We start from the raw sequence: 24,881 nt of genomic DNA, 5'->3' as shown, positions 1-24,881 counted from the left end.
GCACAATGAGCAAGAGAAAGCTGATTCCGCTGTTGATCTACATCCTGTTCCTGCTGGTGCCCATCTACTGGCTGCTGAACATGTCGTTCAAGAGCAACACCGAGATCCTTGGCGGCCTGACCCTGTGGCCCCACGATTTCACCTTCCACAACTACAAGGTGATCTTCACCGACCCGAGTTGGTACACCGGTTACCTCAACTCGCTGTACTACGTGAGCCTGAACACGGTGATTTCCCTGGGCGTTGCGTTGCCGGCGGCCTATGCGTTTTCCCGTTATCGGTTCCTGGGGGACAAGCATCTGTTCTTCTGGCTGCTGACCAACCGGATGGCGCCACCGGCAGTGTTCCTGTTGCCGTTTTTCCAGCTGTATTCGTCCATCGGCTTGTTCGACACCCATATCGCCGTGGCCCTGGCTCACTGCCTGTTCAACGTGCCGTTGGCGGTGTGGATCCTCGAGGGGTTCATGTCCGGGGTGCCGAAAGAAATTGACGAGACTGCCTACATTGACGGCTACAGTTTCCCCAAGTTCTTCGCCAAGATCTTCATTCCGTTGATCGGCTCCGGCATCGGCGTCACGGCATTTTTCTGCTTCATGTTTTCCTGGGTCGAGCTGTTGCTGGCCCGTACGCTCACCTCGGTGAATGCCAAGCCGATCGCGGCGGTCATGACCCGTACGGTGTCGGCGTCGGGTATCGACTGGGGGGTGCTGGCGGCGGCGGGGGTGTTGACCATCCTGCCGGGCATGCTGGTGATCTGGTTCGTTCGCAACCACGTGGCCAAGGGCTTTGCCCTGGGCCGGGTCTGAGGAGTCGATGATGGAATGGATGAACTGGACCGTCCCGACGGCGGCTTTTTTTGGTGTCATCGCCTTGCTGCTGGTGGGCATGACGACGTGGGAATTGCGTTCGCCGAGTATCCCTCGGCGTGGTTTCCTGCCGATTGCCACGACCCGTGGCGATCGGTTGTTTATCGGTCTTCTCGGTAGCGCCTACCTGCACCTGCTGGTGATTGGCGTGACCGACTGGAGCATCTGGATAGCGTTCGCGTTGTCTTTGGTGTGGCTGTTGGCAGTGATGCGGTGGGGCTAATCGCGACAACGCGACGATCAGGCTCTTAAACCCAAACAGGAGAGGTCTCTATGTTCGATAAAAACAATAAGCTGCGACATAGCGTTTCATTGGCAGCCATGCTGGCACTCAGCGGGCTGAGCGCTACGGCCTGGGCCGACGCCTATGAAGACGCCGCTAAAAAATGGATCGGCAGTGAATTCAAGCCGTCGACCCTGACAGCCGAGCAGCAGCTTGAAGAATTGAAGTGGTTCATCAAGGCCGCCGAACCGTTTCGCGGGATGAAAATCAACGTGGTGTCGGAAACCATCGCCACCCACGAGTATGAATCCAAGGTATTGGCCAAGGCCTTTAACGAAATCACCGGGATCCAGCTGACTCACGACCTGCTGCAGGAAGGCGACGTGGTGGAGAAGCTGCAGACCCAGATGCAGTCGGACAAGAATATCTATGACGGCTGGGTCAACGACTCGGACCTGATCGGTACGCACTTTCGCTACGGCAAGACCGAGTCGATCACCGACCTGATGGCCAACGAAGGCAAGAATTTCACTTCGCCGACCCTGGACCTCAAGGACTTCATCGGTATTTCCTTCACCACCGCGCCGGATGGCAAGGTCTATCAACTGCCCGACCAGCAGTTCGCCAACCTGTACTGGTTCCGCGCCGACTGGTTCGAGCGTGCGGACCTGAAGGCCAAGTTCAAGGAGAAGTACGGCTACGAGTTGGGCGTACCGGTGAACTGGTCGGCCTATGAGGACATCGCCAAGTTCTTCTCCGAAGATGTCAAGGAGATCGACGGCAAGCGTGTCTATGGCCACATGGACTATGGCAAGAAAGACCCATCCCTGGGCTGGCGCTTCACCGATGCCTGGTTCTCCATGGCCGGTGGCGGCGACAAGGGCCTGCCCAACGGTTTGCCCGTGGACGAGTGGGGCATTCGTGTCGAGGACTGCCATCCGGTCGGTTCCAGCGTGACCCGTGGCGGCGACACCAACGGTCCTGCGGCCGTGTTCGCCACCACCAAATACGTGGATTGGATGAAGAAGTACGCGCCACCGGAAGCGGCGGGCATGACCTTCTCCGAATCCGGCCCGGTGCCGTCCCAAGGCAACATCGCCCAGCAGATTTTCTGGTACACCGCTTTCACCGCCGACATGACCAAGCCGGGCCTGCCGGTGGTGAATGCCGACGGCACGCCGAAATGGCGCATGGCGCCGTCGCCACGCGGTCCGTATTGGGAAGAGGGCATGAAGCTGGGGTATCAGGACGTTGGTTCCTGGACGTTCATGAAGTCCACGCCTGAGAAGCAGAAACTCGCGGCCTGGCTCTATGCGCAGTTCGTGACGTCCAAGACGGTATCGTTGAAGAAGACCATCGTCGGCCTGACGCCGATTCGTGAGTCGGACATCAACTCCCAGGCCCTGACCGACCTGGCGCCGAAGCTCGGTGGCCTGGTGGAGTTCTACCGCAGCCCGGCCCGCGTGCAATGGACCCCGACCGGGACCAACGTGCCGGACTACCCACGCCTGGCTCAACTGTGGTGGAGCCACATCGCCGAAGCCGCCAGCGGCGAGAAAACCCCTCAGCAGGCCCTCGACGGGTTGGCCAAGGACCAGGACGCGATCATGACGCGTCTGGAACGCTCCAAGGCCCAAGCCACCTGCGCACCTAAGATGAACCCTGAGCGCGACGCGCAATACTGGTTCGACCAGCCGGGTGCTCCGAAGCCGAAACTGGCGAACGAGAAGCCGAAAGGCGAAACCGTGAGCTACACCGAGCTGCTGAAGTCGTGGGAGGCGGCCCGCAAGTAACTCCCCCTGTGAGCGTGAAAACGGCACCGAAAGGTGCCGTTTTTTTTTGCCTGGGCTTACGGCGACAGACAGGACCACCGCCTTCGCGAGCAGGCTCGCTCCCACAGGGTTTTGTGGTGAACGCAGACATTGCGTACAGCTCAAGTCCACTGTGGGAGCGAGCTTGCTCGCGAAAGCGGTGTACCTGTCACGGTAATGCTGAATGTACCGCCGCCATCGCGAGCAAGCTCGGCTCCCACAGGGTTTTGGGGTGAACGCAGATATGGCTAACACCACAAGTCCACTGTGGGAGCGAGCTTGCTCGCGAAAGCGGTATGCCTGTCACCGGAATGCTGAGTGTACTGCCGCCATCGCGAGCAAGCTCGGCTCCCACAGGGTTTTGTGGTGAACACAGATTGCTGGCACCACACGTCCACTGTGGGAGCGAGCTTGCTCGCGAAAGCGGCGGTAGCCATACAGATTAAAATCAGGCAAAAAAAACCGGCGCAACCGAGGTCGCGCCGGGGGTGGTGCCAGGGGCTGCGCGGATATTCGTGGGTCCGCACAACCCCTGTTGAACCCGTGTCGGTTAAGCCCGTTCCAGCGCCAGGGCCACGCCTTGGCCGCCGCCGATGCACAGGGTCGCGAGGCCTTTCTTGGCGTCGCGCTTGATCATTTCATGCAGCAGCGACACCAGGACCCGGCACCCCGAGGCGCCGATAGGGTGGCCCAAGGCGATGGCGCCGCCGTTGACGTTGACCTTGTCCATGTCCCATTTCAGTTCTCGGGCCACGGCCAGCGATTGAGCGGCAAAGGCTTCGTTGGCTTCGATCAGGTCCAACTGCTCCAGGGACCAGCCGGCCTTGTCCAGGCAGCGACGGGTGGCCGAGACCGGGCCAATGCCCATGATGGCCGGGTCGACGCCGGCATTGGCGTAGGCACTGATTTTCGCCAGCACCGGCAAGCCCAGGGCCTTGGCTTTTTCCGCGCTCATCAGGATCACCGCGGCGGCGCCATCGTTGAGCGAGGACGCATTGCCCGCCGTAACGCTGCCGTCCTTCTTGAAGGCTGGCTTGAGTTTGCCCAGGGACTCGGCGGTGGTACCGGCGCGCGGTTGTTCATCCGCGGCGAACGCCACGGGATCGCCTTTGCGCTGGGGAATCAGGATCGGCGTGATCTCGTCGGCGAATCGCCCACCTTCGATGGCGGCGACGGCCTTCTGCTGGGACGCGGCGGCGAAGGCGTCCTGCTCCTCGCGGCTGATGCCGTACTTGTCCACCAGGTTCTCGGCGGTGATGCCCATGTGGTAATCGTTGAAGGCATCCCACAAACCGTCGGTGATCATGCTGTCGATCATCTTCGCGTGGCCCATGCGCAGGCCGGTGCGAGCGGCCGGCAGGACGTAGGGGGCCAGGCTCATGTTTTCCATGCCGCCGGCGATGATCACCTCGGCGTCGCCACAGCGAATCGCCTGGGCGCCCAGGTGCAACGCCTTGAGGCCCGAACCGCAGACTTTGTTCAGGGTCAGCGCCGGCACCGCATGGGGCAGGCCGGCGAGGATCGACGCCTGGCGCGCCGGGTTCTGTCCGGAACCTGCGGTCAGCACCTGCCCAAGAATCACTTCATCGACCTGTTCGCCGGACAAACCGGTCTGTTCCAGCAGGCGACGAATCACCGCGGCACCGAGTTCCGGTGCGGGAATGGCAGCCAGCGAACCCTGGAAGCTGCCGATGGCGGTACGGGTGGCGGCGACAATCACGACTTCTTGCATCGAATCTCTCCTCACTGGGCAGCGAACTGCATTTCAGGGACGTGGTCCGGCACGATCAATTTGCCGGCGGTCTTGGCGACGATTTCCTCGACGCTGACGCCCGGGGCACGCTCTTTCAGGATGAAGGCGCCGTCCTGGATTTCCAGGTAGGCGAGGTCGGTCAGCACGCGCTTGATGCAACCGGCACCGGTCAACGGCAGGCTGCAACGGGGCAGCAGTTTCGACTCGCCGTCCTTGGACGCATGGGTCATGGTGACGATGATGTTCTCGGCACCGGCCACCAGGTCCATCGCGCCGCCCATGCCCTTGACCAGTTTGCCGGGGATCATCCACGAGGCGATGTTGCCTTCGACATCCACCTCGAACGCACCCAGCACGGTCAGGTCGATGTGGCCGCCACGGATCATGGCAAACGATTCGGCCGAAGAGAAGATCGACGCGCCAATGCGCGCAGTGACCGTCTGCTTGCCGGCGTTGATCATGTCGGCATCGACTTCGGCTTCGGTGGGAAACGCGCCCATGCCGAGCAGGCCGTTTTCCGATTGCAGCATGACTTCCATGCCTTCGGGAATGTAATTGGCGACCAGGGTCGGAATGCCGATGCCCAGGTTCACGTAGTAGCCGTCCTGCATCTCGCGGGCGACGCGTTGAGCCATTTGTTCGCGGGAAAGTGCCATGGTGTTATTCCTTCATTCGGGCCGGGGAGGGGATCACTTACGCACGGTGCGCTGTTCGATGCGCTTTTCGAACGTGCCGCAAATGACCCGGTCGACGTAGATGCCAGGGGTGTGGATCTGCGTCGGGTCCAGCTCGCCGGGTTCGACGATTTCTTCGACTTCCACCACGGTGATCTTGCCCGCCGTCGCGGCCAGCGGGTTGAAGTTCTGTGCGGTGTGGCGATAGATCACATTGCCGAAATGGTCGGCCTTCCAGCCTTTGACGATGGCGAAGTCGCCCGTGATGGATTCTTCCATCAGGTACTGGCGGCCGTGGAATTCACGCACTTCCTTGCCTTCGGCCACGGGCGTGCCGACGCCGGTGGCGGTGAAGAACGCCGGGATGCCTGCGCCACCGGCGCGCATTTTTTCCGCGAGAGTGCCTTGGGGGGTGAGCACGACTTCGATTTCGCCGCTCAGCAGCTGCTTCTCGAACAGGGCGTTTTCGCCGACGTAGGAAGCGACTACTTTGCGAATCTGCCGGTCCTCCAGCAGCACGCCGAGGCCGAAACCGTCGACGCCGCAGTTGTTGGACACCACGGTGAGGTCGCGGATGCCCTTGCGTTTGATCTCGGCGATCAGGTTTTCCGGGATACCGCACAGGCCGAAGCCGCCGGCGATGACAGTCATGCCATCCTTCAAGCCTTCCAGCGCTTCCTCATAAGAGCTCACGCGTTTGTCGAAACCTGCCATAGACACCTCTTTTATTCTTGATGGGGTCGCAATGGGATGCAGTGTTGCGCCAAGTCATATATTTGTTAAGTTGATTTTTAGATTGGATTGATTGATAAAACTCAATAGTGCTTACCCCGTAGGAGCTGCCGAGTGCAACGAGGCTGCGATCTTTCCCCAGACACTTAAGTTTCAAGCGAAAGATAAAGATCAAAAGATCGCAGCCTTCGGCAGCTCCTACGTAACCGGACATAGAACGACCATGACCCTCAAGCAAATCCGCGCCTTCCTCGCCGTGGCCCAGAGCCTGAGCTTCGCCGTGGCCTGCGAGCGGCTGCACCTGTCCCAGTCGGCCCTGAGCCTGACCATCAAGGCCCTGGAAGAAGGCCTCGGTGGCCGCCTGTTCAGCCGCAACACCCGTAACGTGGCGCTGACCCCCGAAGGTGAGTCCTTGCTACCCCTGGCCCGCCGGCTGGTGGCCGACTGGGACAACGCCGAGGATGAAATGCGCCAGCGCTTCACCTTGCAGCGCGGTCGCGTGACGTTGGCGGCGATGCCGTCGTTTGCCGGCAACCTGCTGCCGCCGATCCTCAAGACCTTCCGCGCCCGCTATCCGAATGTCAACGTCACGGTCAACGACGTGATCAACGAACAGGTGCTGGAAATGGTCCGTGATCGTCATGTGGAACTGGGCGTGGCGTTCGAACCGATGCAGGGTTCATCGTTGGCGTTCACGCCCTTGTATCTCGATCGCTTCGTCGCGGTGGTGCCGCTGGACTCGCCGCTTGCCCAGCGCGACGAAGTCCACTGGGAAACCTTGCTGGAGCAGCCATTCATCACCTTGCAGCGACCCTCCACCGTTCGGGTGATGCTGGAGGAACATCTGCAGGCCCGAGGTATGAAACTGCCCGTTGAGTTCGAGAGCCATCAACTGGCAACCGTCGGGCGGATGGTCGCCAGCGGCCTGGGCGTCAGTGCCGTGCCGGCCCTGTGTGTCGGGCAGATGCATGAGCTGGGGGCTCGCTGCATCACGTTGAGCGATCCGGTGATCGAACGGGCCATCGGGGTGCTGACCAAGCCGGGGCATGAGCTGTCGGCGGCGGCGCAGGCGCTGTTCGATACGCTGAGGGATCAGGATTTACCCGTACGTTAACCACCCAATCCCTGTGGGGGCATTGTGATCGTCAAATCAGCAAGGGCAGCAGTTCTTCGCACGGTACTTCAACCTTCAAGTCCAGCAACTCATCAGCCCGGGTCTTGCCTCGGTTAATCGCCAGCAGCGGCTTGCCCTGGTCCTTGATCGCCCGGCACAGGCGGAACGCCGAATACGCCATCAACGATGAGCCCACCACCAACAGCCCATCCGCCTGTTCCACCGCCTGGGTGGCGCGGGTCGCGGTGGCGGCGGCGACATTTTCACCGAAGAAAACCACATCGGGTTTCAAGCGTTCGCCCTCGCAATGGGGGCAATGGGGCACCTGGAAGCGCGCCTCGAACGCCGGGTCGAGCAGGGTGTCGCCATCGGGTGCCTGCACCGCATCGACGCCGGCCAGGTAAGGGTTTTCAGCTTCCATCAAGTGTTGAATCTGCTGTCGCTCGCTGCGCTGGCCGCAGTCCAGGCACAGCACACGGTGCAGGCTGCCGTGCAGTTCGATGACGCCTTGGCTGCCGGCCTGGTCGTGCAAGGCGTCGACATTCTGGGTAATCAGGCCACTGATGCGGGCCTGTCCCTGCAACGCCGCCAAGGCCTCGTGGGCCTGGTTCGGCCGGGCTTGACGCAGGCGTGTCCAGCCCAGCATCGCTCGCGCCCAATAGCGCCGTCGCGCCTCGGGTTTGGCGAGGAACTCCTGGTACATCATAGGTTGCTTGCCCCGCCGCACGCCGTCGCTGTCGCGGTAGTCGGGAATGCCGGACGGGGTACTGATGCCCGCGCCGGTCAGCACCAGGAAACGGCGCCCGGCCATGTAGAGCTGCAGTTGTTCGACGGGGTCACGCTGAAGATCGTCGGGCATGTGGGTTCTCCGCTGGCCTGGAATCGTTGAGGTTAGCAGCGGGCTAGCCGCACGCCTTTCGTCGCCCTGCGCAGGTGTTTCTTCAAACTTTCCCCGGGCGTGGGACATCCACCTTATGTGCGCTATCTCAAAGCTCTCGCACTGCAGTGCGCCAATGACACTGATAAGGAGAACGCAATGGCAACCCCTAAAGAGAACCTGCTGGATTGGCTCAACGATGCCCATGCCATGGAACAGCAAGCGGAGAAAATGCTCAAGGCCCAGGCCGAGCGCCTGGAACATTACCCGGTCCTCAAGGCCCGGATCGAACAGCACATCGAGGAGACGCTCGGGCAGCAGAAGCTGGTGGAACAGTGCATCCAGCGGCTGGGCGGCAGCCCGTCGATGCTCAAGGACATGGCCGGCAAGCTGATGGCGTTCGGTCAAGCCATGGGCGGCATGGCGATGAGTGACGAAGTGGTCAAGGGTGCCATGAGTGGCTACGTCTTCGAGAACCTGGAGATCGCGTCCTACACCGTGTTGATCGAGGCGGCGAAAGTGGCCGGCGATGTGGAAACCCAAAGGGCTTGCGAGCAGATTCTGCCCCAGGAAATCGCCATGGCTGAATGGCTGCGCGATCACCTGCCGCAGATTACCGCAGCGTTTCTGGAGCGTTCGGCCAATCCGCATACCGAAGCCAAGCGCTGAGGTGAAAAGTGTGGCGCGGCCCGACCGCGCCAAACCTGCCGTCAAAAGAAAAGAGGACAGGTATGAAGCAGACCACCGGTGAGGTAAGAGCCATCAATCGACAGAGCGCCAGGGTGGGTGTCTACGTATCGGAAGAGGAGGGCCACACAGTGCTTGAACTGGGGCCCGCCAATGACGTCGACATTGGCGATGTCATGGAATGGGACACAACGGCCCTTGGCACCCAGACGTATCGCAACCGGACCAAAGGTTGGACCGATGAGGTGTATGTAGCGAAGCACGGCGTCGCGGCGGCCAACCTGGAGGTTCAATTACTGGTGGGATCGTGACGACACCCGGTCCCCAGGAGGACGACATGAGCGAACTGCGTTGTGGCTGCCCCGGCTGCCATTGCGAGGTAGATCCCGAGCGGGTGTTCAATCATGACGGCGAGGCCTATTGCAGCCAGGCCTGCGCAGAACAACACCCCAATGGCGAGCCGTGTCCGGCGGCGGATTGTCATTGCGAACGAAGTGGCAAGGTCGGCGAGCGGGACATTACCAACAACCAACTGGATGAAGCACTGGAAGAAACGTTCCCGGCCAGTGACCCGATTTCACCCTGACATTGCTCTATCCGGGCATCGGCGACAGGGTGCCCGGACACCGCAAGCCGGTCAGTGCGGTGGTGCAAGACAACACCGGCAGCCCGCGAGTTTTGGCTTCCTGGAACGGCGCGAGGCTTGGGTGACGAGACCGGTGCAATGGGGTGCCGGCGCCACCGGGCCCTTGGCGGACGGCGTGGAAAGACACGCACTGTTTTTTAATGTTGAAGGCGGGGCAATTGTGGGAGCGAGCTTGCTCGCGATAGCGGTGTGTCAATCAACATCAATGCAGGCTGATCCGACGCCATCGCGAGCAAGCTCGCTCCCACAGGTTTTTTCGCTGGACAAAGTTCGGTATTTAACACTGCCAATCAATCGCCGCTTGTTTAATAGGCTAGCGCAATAAATACCCGGGCAATGGGAAGATAAATAAAGCTGTTGACCGTTCGTCGCCGTTTGCAGCTCTTTTTTAAAACCTTAACGGCGTCAAATTTTCCGAATAGGACGAGCCAACAGGTTCGTTGACATCAACTAACGAGGTGAATGAAATGGCTAACACAGGTAATAACAACCCTGGCAATTTCGCTAACGATCGTGAGAAGGCATCGGAAGCCGGGAAAAAAGGCGGCCAGGCATCGGGCGGCAACTTTGCCAACGATCCGGAACGCGCATCCGAGGCTGGACGCAAGGGTGGCCAGGCGTCGGGCGGTAACTTCGCCAACGATCCGGAACGTGCTGCAGAGGCCGGCCGTAAAGGCGGGCAAGCCTCGGGTGGTAATTTTGCCAACGACCCTGAGCGGGCTTCGGAAGCCGGCCGCAAAGGTGGCCAGGCCTCGGGTGGCAACTTTGCCAACGACCGGGAAAAAGCCTCCGAAGCTGGCAAGAAAGGCGGTGAAAATAGCCACGGTGGCGGTCGTAAATCGTAATGTCCCGTGGTCTCGCAGGTCCCGTGCCGTTGGTATGGGACCTGTTCCGATCTTGATATTAAAAGTCGGGTATTTCATGCCCGGCTTCGCTGCGCTATTGATTGTTCAAGAGATGGGTGAGGGGTTTGAGTTGCAATTAACCATTCGTCTTCCGTCTTGAATAAAAACTAAATTTTATTCATTTAACTTCTTCAGATTTTCATGAGCTTGCCGGTCGGCAGTGTTCTCATGATGTGTGCCTGAGCGAGGAGTTCAATCATGTTTCTACATAACAAACGATTGCAGTATACCGTGCGTGTCGCTGAGCCTAATCCTGGACTCGCCAACCTGCTGCTCGAGCAGTTCGGTGGCGCCCAGGGGGAATTGGCGGCGGCATCGCGTTATTTCACCCAGGCCTTGTCCGAGGACGATCCAGGACGCAAGGATCTGCTGATGGACATTGCCACCGAAGAACTCAGCCATCTGGAAGTGATTGGCTCGATCATCGTGATGTTGAACAAGGGTGCCAAGGGCAAGATGGCTGAAGGGGTGGAGAAGGAGGGCCAACTGTACCGGGACATCAACGGTGCCGGTAACGACTCTCATATCACCAGCCTCCTGTACGGTGCCGGTTCGCCATTGACCAATTCCGCCGGGGTGCCGTGGACTGCCGCTTATGTGGACACGATCGGTGAGCCGACGGCGGACATGCGTTCCAACATCGCCGCTGAAGCCCGGGCAAAAATTGTCTATGAGCGATTGATGAACGTCACTGACGACCCGGGGGTAAAGGAAGCGTTGGGCTTTTTGATGACCCGTGAAATCGCCCATCAGTTGTCGTTCGAAAAAGCCTTGCATGCCATCCAGCCCAACTTCCCACAAGGCAAGCTGCCCGGCATGCCGGAGTTCACTAACGTGTACTTCAACATGTCCCAAGGTGAACCTACCGTACGTGGCCCATGGAACCAGGGCGAGGACTGGGAGTTCGTCGAGAACCCGGTTCCGGCGGTCGACGGTGGCGATGGCCTGGCCAGCGTGCAGTTGAGTGAAAAGGACGAAGCACTGTTGATGGACATGAAGGCGCGGACGATGTCCAACCCTGAAAGCAACCCCACCACGGGCGCCGACTTGGGTTCGGGGATACAAGGTGACAAACTGTAAACGAATGGCGAGGGAGGCGACTCCCTCGCCTGATATTTCGAGCCAAGACCCGTAAGGACATTCGATGGACCAGCCCACTTCCCGGATTCGATCGCCCTGGCGCACTTGGCTGAACCCCGTGCAAGAGAATCTCTTGTTGGGGGTGACGTTCTGGCTCGGGCTGGCATTGGTGGCCGGGTTGTTGCTCTACAGCGGCTACAACGCCTTGGTTGGCGCCAATCGTCAAAACCTCGGCTACGCCGTGCTGGGCGGGACATCGGGTTTTGCCGCCACCGCCCTGGGGGCGATGATGGCGGTGGTGCTGCGGGATATCTCCTCCCGTACCCAGGACATCATGCTGGGGTTTGCCGCCGGCATGATGCTCGCCGCCAGTTCGTTCTCATTGATCCTGCCGGGCATCGAGGCGGCACAGATAATCTGTGGCAATCAGTTGCTCGCCGCGCTTGTCGTCGTGGTGGGCCTGGGGCTGGGCGTCGCCCTGATGATCGGCCTGGACCGTTTCGTGCCGCACGAACATGAACTCAGTGGCCGGCGTGGTCCGCAGGCCGAGCGGATCAATCGTGTCTGGTTGTTTGTACTTGCCATCACCTTGCACAACCTGCCAGAAGGCATGGCCATCGGCGTCAGTTTTGCCGACGGCGATTTCAAGGTCGGCTTACCCCTGACCACCGCTATTGCCATCCAGGACATTCCCGAGGGCCTGGCCATTGCCATGGCGCTGCGCGTCACCGGTATCAGCACCTTGCGTGCCGCGCTCATCGCGGTCGGTTCAGGGCTGATGGAGCCACTGGGGGCGGTGATCGGCCTGGGCATGTCGTCGGGCGTAGCCGTCGCGTACCCCATCAGCCTGGGGCTGGCGGCGGGGGCGATGATCTTCGTGGTCTCCCACGAGGTGATTCCCGAGACCCATCGCAACGGCCATGAAACCCCGGCCACCCTCGGCTTGATGATGGGCTTTGCGGTGATGATGTTTCTCGACACGGCGTTGGGTTGAGCGCGTCACCGATACCCTCTGTCAACGTTTCGGCAAATTTCTGGAACATCCGAAATTTCCCCTGGGTCAGTGTTGATGACAGGTGAAGCCGCCTCTGCCGGCTTCACCCCATCAACCTTTCGAGGCTCGCCTTCTGAACAGAGGAAGATTGAAATGGCCAGAAAAACCGTGACAGACCTGTTCATCCACGAACTGTCCGATGTCTACAGTGCTGAAAAACAGATCACCCGTGCCTTGCCGCGCATGGCTCGGGCCACCACCAACCCTTTGCTCGCACAAGCCTTTCACGATCACCTTGAGGAAACCCAAGGCCAGATTGAGCGCATCGATACCCTCGTCGAAGTGGCGGGGATCAAGCTCAAGCGCATGAAATGCATCGCCATGGAAGGACTGGTGGAAGAGTCCAAGGAGCTGATCGAGGAAATCGAAAAAGGCGCGGTGCTCGACGCGGGGCTGATCGGCGCGGCGCAGAAAGTCGAGCACTACGAAATCGCCAGTTACGGCACCTTGATCGCCATGGCCAAGCATTTGAACCTGGGCGATGAAGTGGTCGGCCTGCTGTTGGCGACCCTCAAGGAAGAAAAAGCCACCGACGAGAAACTCTCGAAGATTGCCGAGCAGGGCGGCAACCAGGCGGCGACGATGGCGTCCTGATGGTTGTATACCTGTGGGAGCGAGCTTGCTCGCGATGGCGGTGTGTCAGTCACTATCAATGCTGGCTGATCCGGCGCCATCGCGAGCAAGCTCGCTCCCACAGGGGCACATGAGCAGCCCTCATCACAGCTCTGCATTGGGCATCCGTGTTCACAACCAATGCCCATTTTTTTTGCCGTAAAAACCCATCAAGCGGCTTCAACGACCACACAGCGTCCAGCCTTGAAACTCGTTGGAACTAGCCCGCATCGCGTCCCGTCATTTGTTCTGAGAGGCACTTATCCAGGCGTCGCTAAGCGACTGCCTGTCGTTGAGTTTTTCATCACGGAGGCGATGGACAGACATGACTATCCCGGACAACAACCCCGAGCGACAAAGCGGCACTTCAAGCCAAGGTCGGCCTGAGGAATCCCTGAACCACATCAAGGAGGACGTGAACGAAGCGATCGGCAGCGCCCGCGAGAAGGCCGATGCGCATTTCGGCCAGTACCGCGATACCGCGGCGGACCAGATCGATGCCTTGGCCCGTGGCGCCAAATCCGCCATGTCGGAACTCGAAGCCAACGACACCCTCGGCTTATCCCATTATCTGGCGGACATGGCCGACTGCATGAGCGGCCTGGCCGGCAAATTGCGCAACAAGAGTGCCGAACAGTTGCTGCATGACGGTTCTCGCCTGGCGCGGGATAACCCCGGTCTGTTCCTCGCCGGCAGCATCGCGGTGGGCTTTGGGCTGTCGCGATTCCTCAAGGCCGGTGCCTCGCCGGTCGCCACCGAGGCCGACGAACCCGCCGCCGGGCATTCAAACCCTCCCGCCGGAGGATTCGGCGCCCAGCGGCCTTTTGAATCGACCCCTGATCCCATCGGCCCCGGTGCCGCTACCCGCAGCGGCCTGGCCACCGGTGTCACCCCGACCTCACCGAGTGTCCAGGACCATCCCAGTGATTCAGCCACCGGCTCGCTGCCGGGTTCGGCCAATACCAGAGGAGAGTTGTGATGAATCGACCAGACCCAGATATGCAGCGTACCGCCAGCGCCTCGACGCCCGAAAGCGATGCCTCGGTCATGGGGTTGCTCAGGCAATTGACCCACGAAGTCCCCTCGCTCTTCACCAAGGAGTTGGCGCTGGCCAAGGCTGAATTCCAGGCGAGCCTCAACACGCTCAAGGCGGGCATTGCTGCGGTGGCCGGTGGCGCCATGGTACTCATGGCCGGCTTCATCATCCTGTTGATGGCGGCGGTGTATGGCCTGAGTACGATGATGGCGCCCTGGCTGGCGGCGCTGATCGTCGGCGTCGTGGTCATGATCATTGGTTTTGTCATGGTCCAGTCGGGCAAGAAACAATTCGAACCGTCCCACTTCAAGCCTGACCGAACGCTCGATGCCTTGAACAAAGACCAGGAAGCCCTGCGGAGGAAAGCCTCATGAAGGATGAATTCAAAACCGAATCCGAAAAGAGCCCAGAGGCCATCGAGCGTGAAATCGACGAGCAGCGCGCCCATATCAGCCATATCGTCGACGCCTTGGGCAGCAAGTTCACGCCAGGGCAAATGCTGGATCAGGCCCTGGGGCTCGTGAAGGGAAATGGCGCCGAGTTTTTCGGCAACCTGGGCACTACGGTGCGCAACAACCCGGTACCCACCGTGTTGACCACGGTTGGCTTGTGCTGGCTGATGCTTGGGCAGAACCATCCGCCGCGGGTCGGTTATCGCGTCGGGCCGGACCAGGATTCCAGCGGTTGGAGCGAAGGGCTTGCCGGTGGCCTGGACAATGCGCGAGAGCACCTGCACAGCGGCAGTGAGTCATTGCGCGAAGGCTTTCACCATATCAAGGACAAAGCTGCGCACCTGGCGGACGACGTGGGCGCCAGCGCCCGGCATGCCCGGCACAGCGCTCATCAGGCGGGCGAGCGCATGGCCCAAGGGTCGCAGCAGCTGGGCGATGAGTTCAGCCGTCTGCTCAAGGAGCAGCCGTTGATGATGGCGGCGGCGGGTATCGCCCTCGGGGCAATGCTGGGCGCAGCGTTACCCAGCACCTCTACCGAACAGCGAACGATGGGCAAGACCAGCGCCGACCTGGCCGACAAGGTCAAGCGCACGGCGCGGGAGGGTTATGAAACGGTGCGTGATACGGTGAGCAAGACCACCGAACACCGTGACGAGCCCGCCGTCACGCCGGCCAACGGGCGGGCCCACTCCGGCACGGATCTGTCTGGCGGGCTGGGCACTTCGTAGGCGCACGCGAGGTGCGGCGCAGGGCGATCTGCGCCGCACCTGTCAACCTTGACAGTAGCCTCGATCACCGTTCGGTTATTTCATGGGCCGTACACCCTTCTCAAGGAGGCAGCACATGAAACGTCAGGTCCCGTTCACCGGCCGTCTGATCTTCATCGGCTTCGGCTCCATCGCCCGGGCCACGTTGCCCTTGCTGCTGGCGCAGGATCACGTCGAGATCAAGCAGATCACCGTCATCGCACCGGTGATCGACCACAACATCTGGTTCAAGGAACGGGGAATCCGATTTATCCCCAAGGCCTTGACCCGAAAAACCTATGCACAAATCCTCGATCGCTTCGTCAAGCGTGGTGATTTCATCGTCAACCTGTCCGTCGAGGTCAGCTCCCTGGACCTCATGGCGTACGCGTTCGAGAAGGGCGCGCTGTACCTCGACACCTGCGTCGAGCCGTGGGCGGGAGGCTACGAGGATCCGCACCTGGACCTTTCCCATCGGACCAACTACGCGTTGCGCTATCAAGTGCTGGGCCTGCGCAAAAAACTGGGCAGAGGCCCGACGGCAGTGGTGGCCCATGGTGCCAATCCCGGTTTGATCACCCATTTGCTCAAGGCCGGGCTGGTTGAACTGGCGACGCAATTGAAGCAGCCGCTACCGCAAGAACCGGACGGTGTGGACTGGGCCAGGCTGAGCATGGCGTTGGGGATCAAGGTCATTCATTTTGCCGAACGCGACAGCCAACGCTCCCAGCGTCCCAAGGCAGACGACGAGTTCGTCAACACCTGGTCGGTGGAGGGGTTCATCAGCGAGGGCCGTCAGCCGGCCGAGTTGGGGTGGGGGTCCCATGAACGGACTTGGCCAACGGCTGCCCGGCGTCATGGTTTCGGGAGCCGCAACGCGATCTATCTGGAACGCCCGAGCGCCAGCGTCTTGATCAAGACCTGGACGCCGGTGGGCGGGCCCTGCCTGGGGCTGATGATCACTCACCACGAAACCGCTTCGACGGCCGATTTGCTGACCGTGAAAGACCAGCGCAAGTTGGTGTATCGACCGACCCTGCATTACGCCTATCACCCCTGCAACGACGCCTGGCTGTCAGTCCATGAGCTGATCGGTCGTGGCTGGGAAACCCAGGCCCGGCAGCGGATCCTCAACGGCGAAATCGACCCCGGTGGGGTGGACGCCCTGGGGGTCTTGTTGATGGGGCATGAAATGAACGCCTACTGGTTCGGTTCGGTGTTGAGCGTTGACGAGGCGAGGGCTCTGGTGCCCTTCAATAACGCCACCAGCCTGCAAGTGGCGGCCGGTGTCATGGCGGGAATCGTCTGGGCCATTGAACATCCGGATCGTGGCATCGTCGAGCCGGAACAAATGGACTATGAGCGCGTGCTGGAAGTCGCCCGGCCTTACCTGGGGACGTTGGTGGGCAAACGCACCGATTGGACGCCGACCGGTGCCCTTCACAAGGCTCGCGGGGATGGTGCGGCCGATGATTGGCAATTCGAGCATTTCACCCGGTTCTGAGAGATACACAATCCCTGTGGGAGCGAGCTTGCTCGCGATAGCGCCAGTTCAGTCGATGATGAAGTGACTGACAGGACGCCATCGCGAGCAAGCTCGCTCCCACAGGGAATCGCGGTGTTTTGGCGTGTTTGGGCCGGATCCCTGTTCATCGCGACCTATACTCACCCCCATGGATGACAGGAATCCGGGGTGGCGCGACTGTGCGGCGTTCGCTGATATTGGCCGTTGTGCTCGTTCTGGCGGGGTGCGCCACGCCACAGCGCGGTCCACCGGTTGCCACGGTGATGATTGCCCAGGACACCTGGCGACAGGTAGACCAGCAAATCATCGCGGCATCGAAGAGGGCCCTCGAACAGGCAGCCGTCTATGCACGCGGGTCGATGGAGCATTGGCGCGTGTTGGTGTATGAACGCACCGAGGCTGAATTCATCCCTTGGTTCAGCAGCTACTGGACCCAGGAATGGCTGGCGGTGAAGGTCAGTTGGTACGCGGCCAGTGCCGAGGGCGAGGCGGATTCTTCGGCCAAGCGCCTGGCGGTTTACCTGCAGGAGCAATATCGCGAGCAGGTGCTGGCGCCGGTGGCGGTGGAAATCGATCCCGAGGCGATCAGGGCCAACGCGACGGGCTACTACATCCGTCAGCTCAATCAACAGGCCCAGGTCATCGCCCAGCGGCATCGAATCCCGAACGAGCTGATGAACCGACGCCTGCATGGCATCCCTGCCATCCGCCTGGGTCCGCCGGCGGCGCGTGATGCTTCGTTGTACGAGATGGTTCACGCCGAGCCGCTGAACACCTTGCCGGCCTATGCGGCCCTGATCGATCACGTCAACAAGGCTGCAAGCACGGGGGCCGGGCCATCGGAGGCGGTGATTGCAACGGTGGCGCAACGCACCAGCGAAAAAATCGAGGCCCAGTTCGCCACGCGTGGGGCGACCGGTGCGGCGGCGGCCGTGGCCGGGAAGGCGGCCGGGGCGTTGATTTCGGTGGGCGTGGCGGGTATTCGCGCGATCATCCACGAGGGTGAGCGGCCGGAAATGGAGACGCAGATCCGCAAGAGCCTGAGCGCGGCGTTCGACGAAGCCTGGTTCAAGTCACTCAAGCATCCCCTCAGCGGGGTGATGGCACCGGTGTATTACCTGGACGAGGAAATCAAAGGCAACCTGGTGGAGGCGGACCTGGCCAATCGAGCGGTGGTCTTGCCGGACCTCAAGCCATGACAGGCCGACTCATTCCGAGCCGAGGGTGACGCGACAACCCTTGCGATGGCGGATCTGTTCGTCCGATGGACGCTCCTTGATGAACTCGAAGCGCGGTTCGCCTTCGCTGTAGATCACCAGCCAGCCCCATTCCAGTTCGCTTTCATCCTGCCCGGGCTGGGGCGGCGAGGCCCACCAGGGTTCTTTTTGCATGATCTGACGCATCGTCTACCCCTGCCGATTGATCCTTTGAACTATAGACCGCTCGATTCGACCACCAGCGCCACTGAAAATGCTTGCATTCATTGCGGCGAACACGGCTGTTGTGGCGAGGGAGCTTGCTCCCGCTGGGGCGCGTTGTAGGAGCTGTGTAGAAGCTGTGTAGGAGCTGACGAGTGCAACGAGGCTGCGATCTTTTTCCGGACACTTGAATCTCAAGCGAAAGATCAAGATCAAGATCAAAAGATCGCAGCCTTCGGCAGCTCCTACCATAGCCCAGCGGGAGCAAGCTCCCTCGCCACGTTTTTTCCTCGCAACTCAGTGTGCTCTGACCCCGCCCACCAGCGTCTAGCGTCTGTATCCCCGCACTCGAACGGGGAATGACTGGACCCCGCGCATATGCAAGCACTGTTGAACGAGATCCTCGATGCGGTTCGCCCCCTGATCGGTCAGGGCAAGGTAGCCGACTACATTCCTGCCCTGGGCACCGTGGTGCCCAATCAGTTGGGCATTGCCGTGTACGGCAATGATGGCGAGTTGTATTACGCCGGCGACGCTGAAACAGCGTTTTCAGTGCAGAGTATTTCCAAGGTGTTCAGCCTGGTGCAGGCCATCGGGCATTCCGGCGAAGCGATCTGGGAGCGCCTGGGCCATGAGCCCTCCGGCCAGCCTTTCAACTCCCTGGTGCAATTGGAATTCGAGCGCGGCCGCCCGCGTAACCCGTTCATCAATGCCGGTGCGTTGGTGATCTGCGATATCAACCAGTCCCGTTTCGCCGCGCCAGCGCTGTCGATGCGCGATTTCGTGCGCCGCCTGTCGGGTAACCCCCAGGTGATGGTGGACGGCAAGGTCGCCGAGTCGGAGTACCAGCACCGCGCCCGCAACGCGGCGATGGCGTACCTGATGCAATCATTCGGCAACTTCCACAATGACGTGGAAGCGGTGCTGCGCAGTTATTTCAGCCACTGCGCCCTGCGGATGAGCTGCATCGACCTGGCGCGGGCGTTCTGCTTCCTGGCCAACGACGGGTTCTGCAAACACAGCGGCGAACAGATCCTCAGCGCCCGGCAGACCCAGCAGGTCAATTCCATCATGGCCACCAGCGGTCTGTACGATGAGGCCGGCAATTTCGCTTATCGCGTCGGCCTGCCGGGCAAGAGTGGTGTCGGTGGCGGGATTGTCGCCGTGGTGCCGGGCCGGTTCACCGTCTGCGTCTGGTCGCCGGAACTCAACGCCGCCGGCAACTCCCTGGCCGGCATGGCGGCGCTGGAGATGATGAGCCAGCGCATTGGCTGGTCGGTGTTCTAGTGGCCTGTGTGGCTAATTCGTGCACTCAACTTCGGCGCCAGAACTTGCCAGCCTGCGTTGCCATTCCTCGCCGTAGCGGGCTACGACTCGTCATGGCGCCTTGCCTGGCAAGCCCTGGCACTCGAATTTGAGTACTCGAATTAACCGTACAGGCCACTAGTCTCACAAAAAAAGGGCCCGCTCCTGGTTCAGGCGCGGGCCCTTTTGTTAGGGGATTTCAGCAGAGGCGGTCGATAACCCGGACCTCGGACGTGTTCTGCATCGACTGCCAGGCCTGGGTCAGCGTTTGCAGCACGCGGCCCATGAAGTCTTTGTCAGCCGCGGCCTTCTTGCCCACGTAGCCCTGGCCACGGCGGTACATCTTCAGCCGGGCGCACAGCTCTTGCGTGTTCTTTTCGAACTCGTCTTCTTGGGTGTAGGGCGACAGGCAGTCCATACGCACCTGGCCAGTCTTGCTGATCCACAGGATATGGCTGTCGAGTGTGTCCTTGTGTGCGGCGAACATGCGAGCCAGTTCATCAATAGATGGTTGATTGTTCAGATTCATGTGTAAGCCCCTTGACCATTTGGTTGATCTGTCTGGTGGTTCGCAAAAAACTTCGCTACTCGGTAAGTGCCTGCCTGCTACCGAAACCAGGCCGTCAGCGTTCGTCCGTCTGACTTCGACGGTGTCGTGCATCGGTTGTGTAGTGTTATCGAAGGGCTGCTACGCAAATGCGCTACAACGAAGAGAAACAGCGAAGAATCTCAGGCAGTGTCAACTTTCGAGGGTCGACCACGCGCGTCATGAGGATCTTCGCTGGCGTTTCTCGTCCTCGTTACCGGACGGTCATGCCAGGTCAGCACCTTCAATCTGCCTTGTGGGCAGTCCCTTATCCAAAAAACAGCTCGGCGGTCAGACGAGCTTGCTCAAACAGTTGCCTGTACTCCCGATCGGGGAGACGTCTGCATCATGCAAGGGCAAATCGGAGGCGTCAACGGTTTTGTAGTGATTATTTTTGGTCACTACATATTGTCGGACAAAACGGTTTGGGTATGAGAATTTCCAGCCATCCCCCATTTAATGTGGGAGCGAGCTTGCTCGCGATGGCGGTGTTGCAATCAATTATCTGGAGGTTGATGCGCCGCTATCGCGAGCAAGCTCGCTCCCACAAGGGGATTCGGTGTGGGCCTGATTTTGTTCAAGTGGCCTTGGCCTTGCTCGCCTTGCGCGGTGCACCGCTAGCCTTGCGCTTGGCCGGCTTGCGCTTGTTTTTCCACGGTGTTGCGCCACGCCCGGCGGGGCTGGCCGGGCCGCTGATGGTCAGGCTCATGCCCTGGCAGCGGGCGACGTGCTTGCTCATCCAGGCGGCTTGCCGGGTGACGAATTCTTCCAGGCTCATTTCTCCGCTTTGCACCATGTCCAGGGCTTGTTCCCAGATAGCGGTGGTGCCTGGGTCGGCGATGGCCCGGGGCACGGCGTCGATGAGGCTGAAGGCCGCCGGGGTGGCGGACAGGGCCTTGCCGTTTTTCACCAGGTAACCGCGGTCGAGCAGCCCTTGGATGATCGAGGCCCGGGTCGCTTCGGTGCCGATGCCGGTGGTGTCCTTGAGCTTCTGCTTGAGCAACGGGTCCTCCACCAGCTTGGCGACGTTCTTCATCGCCTTGATCAGGTCGCCTTCGGTGAAGGGCTTGGGTGGCTGGGTCCAGAGGTCCTTGGGTTTCACTTCGTCCACCGCGCAATCGCGACCTTCGGCCAATGCCGGCAGGACCTGCGGCGCCGGTGCTTCACGTCCCCTGGCCGGCGCCAGTGCTTCGGGCAGGGCGCGTTTCCAGCCGGGCTCGACGATCTGCTTGCCCACGGCACGCAGCGCCTGGCCGGCACAGTCGAAGTCGGCCTGGGTCCGGTCGTACTCGTGGTTGGGCAGGAACTGCGCCAGGTAGCGCGCGCGAATCAGCGTATAGACCGCGCGCTGCTTGCCGGCGAGTTTGTCCAGGTTCCTGGCGGCGGCGGTGGGAATGATGCCGTGGTGGGCGCTGACCTTGGCGTCGTTCCAGGCCCGGGACTTACGCTGCGCCTGCAAATGCTCGCGCAGTGGCGCGAGGCTGGGGTCGGCCGTGGCGAGGGCGGCCAGGATGGCTGGTGCTTCGCTGTGCTGGCTCAAGGGCAGGAAACCGCAATCGCTGCGCGGATAGGTGATGAGCTTGTAGGTCTCGTAGAGCGACTGGGCGATGTCCAGGGTTTCCTGGGCGCCGAGGCCGAGCTTCTTCGAGCAGACTTCCTGCAGGGTGCCCAGGTCGAAGGGCAACGGCGCCGCTTCGCGCAGGCGCTCGGTACGCACTTTCAGCGTCCGGGCGGTGGTGGCGTTGCCCATGGCCTGGGCGGCGTCCCGGGCCAGGGCCTGGTTCAGGCAGCGCTCCTGGTCGTCGCAGGCATCCGGGTCGGCGCGCCACTGGGCGGTAAACGCCGTGCCGTCGTGGCTGAGCTGCACGTCGATGGCCCAATAGGCGACGGGCACGAAGTGGGCGATGCTGCGGTCGCGGTCCACCACCAGTCGCAGCGTCGGTGTCTGCACGCGACCGACCGGCAACACGCCCTGGTAGCCGGACTGGCGCCCCAGCAACGTGAACAGGCGACTCATGTTCATGCCGATCAACCAGTCGGCCCGGGAGCGACCCAGGGCCGAGTGATACAGGTTGAAGGTTTCGACCCCCGGTTTGAGGGCGGCCAGGGCCTTGCGGATCGACGCTTCGTCCAGGGCCGACAACCATAACCGCTGGATCGGCCCGCGATAACGGCAATGTTCTACCAGCTCCCGGGCGATCATTTCGCCCTCACGGTCGGCGTCGGTGGCGATCACCAGTTCTTTCGCTTCTCCCAACAGGCGCTTGACCGCCTTGTACTGGCTGGCGGTTTTCGGCTTGACGGTCATTTTCCATTGCGCCGGCACGATGGGCAGGTCGGCCAGGACCCAGCGCTTGTAGCGCGCGTCGTAGGCATCGGGTGGAGCGGTTTCCAGCAGGTGGCCGATGCACCAGGTGACCGTGATGCCCGGGCCCAGCCAGCAACCGTCGCCACGGCGCGTGGCACCGAGTACGGCGGCGATGTCCTTGGCCTGGGACGGTTTTTCACACAGGTACAGCTGCATAGCGCCCTTTTCCTGAAGCAGATTTCATGGGCTTGTAGCATGGTCACGGATGCGCGCCAGAGCAAGTTTTATCTGTATGGATATACAGATATAAGCGTTGCGCTGCGTTGCCAAGGTGGCTGGCGTGACATTCGGCGGTCGGTTGGCACGCAGAATGAATTTCTCTAAAGGGTATCGCTCATAACTTCAAGGCGGTTGAAACCGCAAAGAAGGTTTATGAGGTCAAGGAGAGTCACTTTCATGAATTCGATGCCAAATGGCGACGGCCAGGCGACTACACGTTTGATTCTCGTTGTGGAAGATGATCCAACCATTCTGGAGTTCCTCTGTGAAATCCTCGAGGAAGAAGGGTTCGTCGTGGAGCCTCGGGAAAGCGCCGATGCGGCGTTGACGTTCCTCGAAGAAAGCGCCCACTACGTCGACCTGCTGCTCACGGATATCACCATGCCCGGCAAGATCGACGGTGCGGACCTGGCCAACCTCACGGGGGATCGCTGGCCGCAGATCCCGCTGCTGATCATGTCCGGTTTCGAGACGCCGGAAAGCGCCGGAATCAAGCACCACGCCTCGTTCATTGCCAAGCCTTGGGCGTTGGGACAGATGTTGGACCTGGTGGAGAGCACGGTGAAAAATCACTCGATCAACTGAGTGATTCCAGCGAGGGGGAGTGTCCGTGCACGTTTGGGTTGCAAGCGACGATGGTGTCTATGACAATGCGAGTCATTATCAGTCGCGAATTATTCCATTGCCATGCCCGCCAACGATCTGTCCCTACGCAGTGCTGTCGACGTTCTGTACAGTGATCATCACAGTTGGCTCCAGGGCTGGCTGCGCAAGCGCTTGGGCAATGCCTTCGATGCGGCTGACCTGACCCAGGATACGTTTGTGCGGGTCATCAAGGCGCGCACGGCGCTGGATATCCGCGAGCCGCGCCCGTACCTGTCGATGATCGCCAAAGGGCTGTTGATCGACCTGTTTCGCCGCCGCTCGCTGGAACAATCCTACCTCGAAGCATTGGCCGCCATGCCGCAAGAGCAGCACCCCTCGCTGGAAGAGCAGGCGATCCTGCTCCAGGCCCTGATGGAGATCGATCGTCTGCTCCTGGGATTGGGGCCGCGTGTCAGGCAGGCGTTCATCCTGTCGCAGTTCGATGGGCTGACCTATCCGCAAATTGCCGAGCGCCTGGGCGTCAGCGTCCGCACGGTCAACAATCACATGGCCAAGGCCATGGAGCATTGCTGCCTCATGCAAATTCAATTGCAGCTTTCATGAACCTGCCGCCCGAAGAATTGCAAGCCATCCGTGTGGCGGCACGGTGGTACGCCCGGCTGAATTCCGGGATTGCCACCGACGCGGACCGGGCCGATTGGCGCGCCTGGCTGGCTGCCGATCCGTTGCACGGCCAGGCCTGGCAGCGCATGGCCGTGGTGGCCGAGCAAATGGCGAGTGTGCCGGGCGCCCTGGCGGCACCGACCTTGAGCGACACCCACCAGCGCTCCCGCCGCCAAGTGTTGCGCAGCGCCTTGCTGCTGACATCCGCTGGCGGCCTGGGTTGGTTGAGCTGGCGCAGCCAGGCCACGCAGAACCTGCTTTGCGATTACCGCACGGCGGTGAGCGAGCGTCGCGAGGTCCAGTTGGCCGATGGCAGCACGCTCATGCTCAACACCGACACCTCGATCAATGTTCGTTTCGATGGACAGCAGCGGCGCCTGGAACTGTTGCGGGGTGAGGTGCTCGTGACGACGGCGGTCGATCCCCAGCGCCGTCCGTTCAAGGTGGTCACGGGGCCGGCCGAGGTGCTGGCCCTGGGCACGCGTTTCATTGTCCGTAGCCAGGCGCGGGGCGGTGAAGTGGCGGTGTTGGAGAAAGCGGTCGAGGTGAGCCTGCCAGCACGTGGAGCCAGGATGCGCGTCGAGGCAGGCCAGCGCCTGGATTTCAATGAGCATTCGTTAGGGACGCTGCGCGGCAACGATGTGTCGGTGGGGGCCTGGCAGAAGGGAAGCATTATCGCCATTGACCGTCCCCTGGCGGCGCTGTTGGATGAACTGTCGCGTTACCGTCCCGGCGTGCTGCGTTGGGATCCGGCGATTGGCGACTTGAAAGTGTCCGGTGTATTTCCCGTGGATAACACTGATCTCGCCCTGGCCGCGCTGGAAAGTGGCTTTTCGTTGCGGGTGACCCGCTACAGCCGATTCTGGGTCCAGGTCGCCGGTGGCGATCGGCGCTGATGCTGCGTAATAAAAAAACCAACCCTT

The 24,881-nt window shown here is 61.1% G+C and carries 27 protein-coding genes; 20 read left to right on the top strand and 7 right to left on the bottom strand.

What is annotated here, in order from left to right; translation table 11 throughout:
• The first annotated feature begins 5 nt into the window (after positions 1 to 5).
• The 3 genes from ACLH0I_RS19590 to ACLH0I_RS19580 are packed head-to-tail and all read left to right on the top strand — an operon-like array spanning position 6 to position 2,882.
• A complete protein-coding gene (locus tag ACLH0I_RS19590; RefSeq protein WP_014337490.1) occupies positions 6 to 806 on the top strand; it encodes a carbohydrate ABC transporter permease in 801 nt (266 codons plus the stop codon).
• A gap of 10 nt (positions 807 to 816) precedes the next feature.
• Complete coding sequence (locus ACLH0I_RS19585) at positions 817 to 1,089, top strand: DUF2160 domain-containing protein (RefSeq protein ID WP_186707524.1); 273 nt, start codon at positions 817 to 819, stop codon at positions 1,087 to 1,089.
• A 50-nt stretch (positions 1,090 to 1,139) separates the two neighbouring features.
• Entirely contained in the window at positions 1,140 to 2,882 is a 1,743-nt protein-coding gene (locus ACLH0I_RS19580) for an extracellular solute-binding protein (protein WP_186707525.1), read from the top strand.
• 568 nt (positions 2,883 to 3,450) lie between these two features.
• On the opposite strand, the gene ACLH0I_RS19575 is transcribed toward ACLH0I_RS19580, so the two are convergent.
• Genes ACLH0I_RS19575 through ACLH0I_RS19565 form a run of 3 tightly spaced genes read right to left on the bottom strand, consistent with a single transcriptional unit; the run spans position 3,451 to position 6,041 of the window.
• Complete coding sequence (locus ACLH0I_RS19575) at positions 3,451 to 4,632, bottom strand: acetyl-CoA C-acetyltransferase (RefSeq protein ID WP_411385156.1); 1,182 nt, start codon at positions 4,630 to 4,632, stop codon at positions 3,451 to 3,453.
• An 11-nt stretch (positions 4,633 to 4,643) separates the two neighbouring features.
• Complete coding sequence (locus ACLH0I_RS19570) at positions 4,644 to 5,309, bottom strand: CoA transferase subunit B (RefSeq protein WP_003180355.1); 666 nt, start codon at positions 5,307 to 5,309, stop codon at positions 4,644 to 4,646.
• Positions 5,310 to 5,342: 33 nt separating this feature from the next.
• Positions 5,343 to 6,041 (bottom strand): CoA transferase subunit A, encoded by a 699-nt coding sequence (locus ACLH0I_RS19565; RefSeq protein ID WP_003200117.1) that lies wholly within the window; start codon positions 6,039 to 6,041, stop codon positions 5,343 to 5,345.
• A gap of 241 nt (positions 6,042 to 6,282) precedes the next feature.
• On the opposite strand from ACLH0I_RS19565, the gene ACLH0I_RS19560 reads away from it, so the two are divergent.
• Positions 6,283 to 7,173 (top strand): LysR family transcriptional regulator, encoded by an 891-nt coding sequence (locus tag ACLH0I_RS19560; protein ID WP_207966690.1) that lies wholly within the window; start codon positions 6,283 to 6,285, stop codon positions 7,171 to 7,173.
• Positions 7,174 to 7,204: 31 nt separating this feature from the next.
• Here the strand turns inward: ACLH0I_RS19560 and ACLH0I_RS19555 are convergent, their stop codons facing one another.
• Positions 7,205 to 8,032: an NAD-dependent protein deacetylase gene (locus ACLH0I_RS19555; protein WP_411385155.1), complete on the bottom strand. Its 828-nt coding sequence runs from the start codon at positions 8,030 to 8,032 to the stop codon at positions 7,205 to 7,207.
• A gap of 177 nt (positions 8,033 to 8,209) precedes the next feature.
• Between ACLH0I_RS19555 and ACLH0I_RS19550 the strand changes: the two genes are divergently transcribed.
• From ACLH0I_RS19550 to ACLH0I_RS19495, 12 genes are all read left to right on the top strand, one after another.
• Complete coding sequence (locus ACLH0I_RS19550) at positions 8,210 to 8,719, top strand: ferritin-like domain-containing protein (protein ID WP_186710509.1); 510 nt, start codon at positions 8,210 to 8,212, stop codon at positions 8,717 to 8,719.
• A gap of 62 nt (positions 8,720 to 8,781) precedes the next feature.
• Positions 8,782 to 9,048 (top strand): hypothetical protein, encoded by a 267-nt coding sequence (locus tag ACLH0I_RS19545; protein ID WP_411385154.1) that lies wholly within the window; start codon positions 8,782 to 8,784, stop codon positions 9,046 to 9,048.
• 26 nt (positions 9,049 to 9,074) lie between these two features.
• A complete protein-coding gene (locus ACLH0I_RS19540; protein ID WP_411385153.1) occupies positions 9,075 to 9,323 on the top strand; it encodes a metallothionein in 249 nt (82 codons plus the stop codon).
• A 527-nt stretch (positions 9,324 to 9,850) separates the two neighbouring features.
• A complete protein-coding gene (locus ACLH0I_RS19535; protein WP_186710506.1) occupies positions 9,851 to 10,228 on the top strand; it encodes a general stress protein in 378 nt (125 codons plus the stop codon).
• A 258-nt stretch (positions 10,229 to 10,486) separates the two neighbouring features.
• The gene (locus tag ACLH0I_RS19530) at positions 10,487 to 11,368 is read left to right on the top strand and encodes a manganese catalase family protein (protein ID WP_411385152.1); all 882 of its coding nucleotides are present in this window, start codon (positions 10,487 to 10,489) and stop codon (positions 11,366 to 11,368) included.
• 64 nt (positions 11,369 to 11,432) lie between these two features.
• A complete protein-coding gene (locus ACLH0I_RS19525; protein ID WP_411385151.1) occupies positions 11,433 to 12,362 on the top strand; it encodes a ZIP family metal transporter in 930 nt (309 codons plus the stop codon).
• Between the two features lie 153 nt (positions 12,363 to 12,515).
• Positions 12,516 to 13,016 (top strand): ferritin-like domain-containing protein, encoded by a 501-nt coding sequence (locus ACLH0I_RS19520; protein ID WP_250964258.1) that lies wholly within the window; start codon positions 12,516 to 12,518, stop codon positions 13,014 to 13,016.
• A 343-nt stretch (positions 13,017 to 13,359) separates the two neighbouring features.
• Positions 13,360 to 14,013 (top strand): hypothetical protein, encoded by a 654-nt coding sequence (locus ACLH0I_RS19515; protein WP_186710501.1) that lies wholly within the window; start codon positions 13,360 to 13,362, stop codon positions 14,011 to 14,013.
• The gene (locus tag ACLH0I_RS19510; RefSeq protein ID WP_411385150.1) at positions 14,013 to 14,444 is read left to right on the top strand and encodes a phage holin family protein; all 432 of its coding nucleotides are present in this window, start codon (positions 14,013 to 14,015) and stop codon (positions 14,442 to 14,444) included. Before ACLH0I_RS19515 ends, ACLH0I_RS19510 begins: the two co-directional genes overlap by 1 nt.
• Positions 14,441 to 15,250 carry a DUF3618 domain-containing protein gene (locus ACLH0I_RS19505; protein ID WP_411385149.1) on the top strand — a complete coding sequence of 270 codons (810 nt, stop codon included), beginning with the start codon at positions 14,441 to 14,443 and terminating at the stop codon, positions 15,248 to 15,250. Before ACLH0I_RS19510 ends, ACLH0I_RS19505 begins: the two co-directional genes overlap by 4 nt.
• Positions 15,251 to 15,365: 115 nt before the next feature.
• Positions 15,366 to 16,772, top strand: a complete 1,407-nt coding sequence (locus tag ACLH0I_RS19500; protein ID WP_411385148.1) for a saccharopine dehydrogenase C-terminal domain-containing protein — start codon at positions 15,366 to 15,368, stop codon at positions 16,770 to 16,772.
• A gap of 200 nt (positions 16,773 to 16,972) precedes the next feature.
• On the top strand, positions 16,973 to 17,992 hold the full coding sequence (locus ACLH0I_RS19495; RefSeq protein ID WP_411385147.1) for a hypothetical protein: 1,020 nt from the start codon (positions 16,973 to 16,975) through the stop codon (positions 17,990 to 17,992).
• Positions 17,993 to 18,001: 9 nt separating this feature from the next.
• Here the strand turns inward: ACLH0I_RS19495 and ACLH0I_RS19490 are convergent, their stop codons facing one another.
• Positions 18,002 to 18,196 (bottom strand): hypothetical protein, encoded by a 195-nt coding sequence (locus ACLH0I_RS19490; RefSeq protein WP_053123348.1) that lies wholly within the window; start codon positions 18,194 to 18,196, stop codon positions 18,002 to 18,004.
• 393 nt (positions 18,197 to 18,589) lie between these two features.
• Here ACLH0I_RS19490 and glsB point away from each other — a divergent pair, with 393 nt between their 5' ends.
• The gene (gene glsB / locus ACLH0I_RS19485; RefSeq protein WP_186710491.1) at positions 18,590 to 19,498 is read left to right on the top strand and encodes a glutaminase B; all 909 of its coding nucleotides are present in this window, start codon (positions 18,590 to 18,592) and stop codon (positions 19,496 to 19,498) included.
• A gap of 217 nt (positions 19,499 to 19,715) precedes the next feature.
• Here glsB and ACLH0I_RS19480 read toward each other — a convergent pair whose 3' ends face one another.
• Both ACLH0I_RS19480 and ACLH0I_RS19475 read right to left on the bottom strand, forming a co-directional pair.
• Entirely contained in the window at positions 19,716 to 20,045 is a 330-nt protein-coding gene (locus ACLH0I_RS19480; RefSeq protein ID WP_186710489.1) for a hypothetical protein, read from the bottom strand.
• 634 nt (positions 20,046 to 20,679) lie between these two features.
• A complete protein-coding gene (locus ACLH0I_RS19475; RefSeq protein ID WP_411385146.1) occupies positions 20,680 to 22,626 on the bottom strand; it encodes a DNA topoisomerase III in 1,947 nt (648 codons plus the stop codon).
• A 240-nt stretch (positions 22,627 to 22,866) separates the two neighbouring features.
• Between ACLH0I_RS19475 and ACLH0I_RS19470 the strand changes: the two genes are divergently transcribed.
• The 3 genes from ACLH0I_RS19470 to ACLH0I_RS19460 all read left to right on the top strand — a co-directional run bounded on the left by ACLH0I_RS19470 (position 22,867) and on the right by ACLH0I_RS19460 (position 24,854).
• A complete protein-coding gene (locus ACLH0I_RS19470) occupies positions 22,867 to 23,274 on the top strand; it encodes a response regulator (RefSeq protein WP_411385145.1) in 408 nt (135 codons plus the stop codon).
• Positions 23,275 to 23,376: 102 nt separating this feature from the next.
• Entirely contained in the window at positions 23,377 to 23,898 is a 522-nt protein-coding gene (locus ACLH0I_RS19465) for a sigma-70 family RNA polymerase sigma factor (RefSeq protein WP_053184044.1), read from the top strand.
• Positions 23,895 to 24,854 (top strand): FecR domain-containing protein, encoded by a 960-nt coding sequence (locus tag ACLH0I_RS19460; protein ID WP_411385144.1) that lies wholly within the window; start codon positions 23,895 to 23,897, stop codon positions 24,852 to 24,854. The genes ACLH0I_RS19465 and ACLH0I_RS19460 overlap by 4 nt, the downstream gene beginning before the upstream one ends.
• The last annotated feature ends 27 nt before the right edge of the window (positions 24,855 to 24,881 follow it).

The sequence above is a fragment of the Pseudomonas sp. MPB03 genome, from assembly GCF_046605385.1.
In the GTDB taxonomy this organism is placed as follows: domain Bacteria; phylum Pseudomonadota; class Gammaproteobacteria; order Pseudomonadales; family Pseudomonadaceae; genus Aquipseudomonas; species Aquipseudomonas zanjanensis.
Note: the sequence above shows the minus strand (reverse complement) of the source record. Positions and strands in the feature narration are given on the sequence as shown.

Excerpts from the sequence above, each read along its gene's own strand:
- ACLH0I_RS19540 (WP_411385153.1), top strand. The coding sequence starts at position 9,075 with ATGAGCGAACTGCGTTGTGGCTGCCCCGGCTGCCATTGCGAGGTAGAT.
- ACLH0I_RS19580 (WP_186707525.1), top strand. The coding sequence starts at position 1,140 with ATGTTCGATAAAAACAATAAGCTGCGACATAGCGTTTCATTGGCAGCC.
- ACLH0I_RS19510 (WP_411385150.1), top strand. The coding sequence starts at position 14,013 with ATGAATCGACCAGACCCAGATATGCAGCGTACCGCCAGCGCCTCGACG.
- ACLH0I_RS19515 (WP_186710501.1), top strand. The coding sequence starts at position 13,360 with ATGACTATCCCGGACAACAACCCCGAGCGACAAAGCGGCACTTCAAGC.
- ACLH0I_RS19535 (WP_186710506.1), top strand. The coding sequence starts at position 9,851 with ATGGCTAACACAGGTAATAACAACCCTGGCAATTTCGCTAACGATCGT.
- ACLH0I_RS19545 (WP_411385154.1), top strand. The coding sequence starts at position 8,782 with ATGAAGCAGACCACCGGTGAGGTAAGAGCCATCAATCGACAGAGCGCC.
- ACLH0I_RS19460 (WP_411385144.1), top strand. The coding sequence starts at position 23,895 with ATGAACCTGCCGCCCGAAGAATTGCAAGCCATCCGTGTGGCGGCACGG.
- ACLH0I_RS19480 (WP_186710489.1), bottom strand. The coding sequence starts at position 20,045 with ATGAATCTGAACAATCAACCATCTATTGATGAACTGGCTCGCATGTTC.
- ACLH0I_RS19560 (WP_207966690.1), top strand. The coding sequence starts at position 6,283 with ATGACCCTCAAGCAAATCCGCGCCTTCCTCGCCGTGGCCCAGAGCCTG.
- ACLH0I_RS19465 (WP_053184044.1), top strand. The coding sequence starts at position 23,377 with ATGCCCGCCAACGATCTGTCCCTACGCAGTGCTGTCGACGTTCTGTAC.
- ACLH0I_RS19470 (WP_411385145.1), top strand. The coding sequence starts at position 22,867 with ATGAATTCGATGCCAAATGGCGACGGCCAGGCGACTACACGTTTGATT.
- ACLH0I_RS19570 (WP_003180355.1), bottom strand. The coding sequence starts at position 5,309 with ATGGCACTTTCCCGCGAACAAATGGCTCAACGCGTCGCCCGCGAGATG.
- ACLH0I_RS19505 (WP_411385149.1), top strand. The coding sequence starts at position 14,441 with ATGAAGGATGAATTCAAAACCGAATCCGAAAAGAGCCCAGAGGCCATC.
- ACLH0I_RS19490 (WP_053123348.1), bottom strand. The coding sequence starts at position 18,196 with ATGCGTCAGATCATGCAAAAAGAACCCTGGTGGGCCTCGCCGCCCCAG.
- ACLH0I_RS19575 (WP_411385156.1), bottom strand. The coding sequence starts at position 4,632 with ATGCAAGAAGTCGTGATTGTCGCCGCCACCCGTACCGCCATCGGCAGC.
- ACLH0I_RS19555 (WP_411385155.1), bottom strand. The coding sequence starts at position 8,032 with ATGCCCGACGATCTTCAGCGTGACCCCGTCGAACAACTGCAGCTCTAC.
- ACLH0I_RS19520 (WP_250964258.1), top strand. The coding sequence starts at position 12,516 with ATGGCCAGAAAAACCGTGACAGACCTGTTCATCCACGAACTGTCCGAT.
- ACLH0I_RS19475 (WP_411385146.1), bottom strand. The coding sequence starts at position 22,626 with ATGCAGCTGTACCTGTGTGAAAAACCGTCCCAGGCCAAGGACATCGCC.
- ACLH0I_RS19500 (WP_411385148.1), top strand. The coding sequence starts at position 15,366 with ATGAAACGTCAGGTCCCGTTCACCGGCCGTCTGATCTTCATCGGCTTC.
- ACLH0I_RS19550 (WP_186710509.1), top strand. The coding sequence starts at position 8,210 with ATGGCAACCCCTAAAGAGAACCTGCTGGATTGGCTCAACGATGCCCAT.
- ACLH0I_RS19590 (WP_014337490.1), top strand. The coding sequence starts at position 6 with ATGAGCAAGAGAAAGCTGATTCCGCTGTTGATCTACATCCTGTTCCTG.
- ACLH0I_RS19525 (WP_411385151.1), top strand. The coding sequence starts at position 11,433 with ATGGACCAGCCCACTTCCCGGATTCGATCGCCCTGGCGCACTTGGCTG.
- glsB (WP_186710491.1), top strand. The coding sequence starts at position 18,590 with ATGCAAGCACTGTTGAACGAGATCCTCGATGCGGTTCGCCCCCTGATC.
- ACLH0I_RS19585 (WP_186707524.1), top strand. The coding sequence starts at position 817 with ATGGAATGGATGAACTGGACCGTCCCGACGGCGGCTTTTTTTGGTGTC.
- ACLH0I_RS19565 (WP_003200117.1), bottom strand. The coding sequence starts at position 6,041 with ATGGCAGGTTTCGACAAACGCGTGAGCTCTTATGAGGAAGCGCTGGAA.
- ACLH0I_RS19530 (WP_411385152.1), top strand. The coding sequence starts at position 10,487 with ATGTTTCTACATAACAAACGATTGCAGTATACCGTGCGTGTCGCTGAG.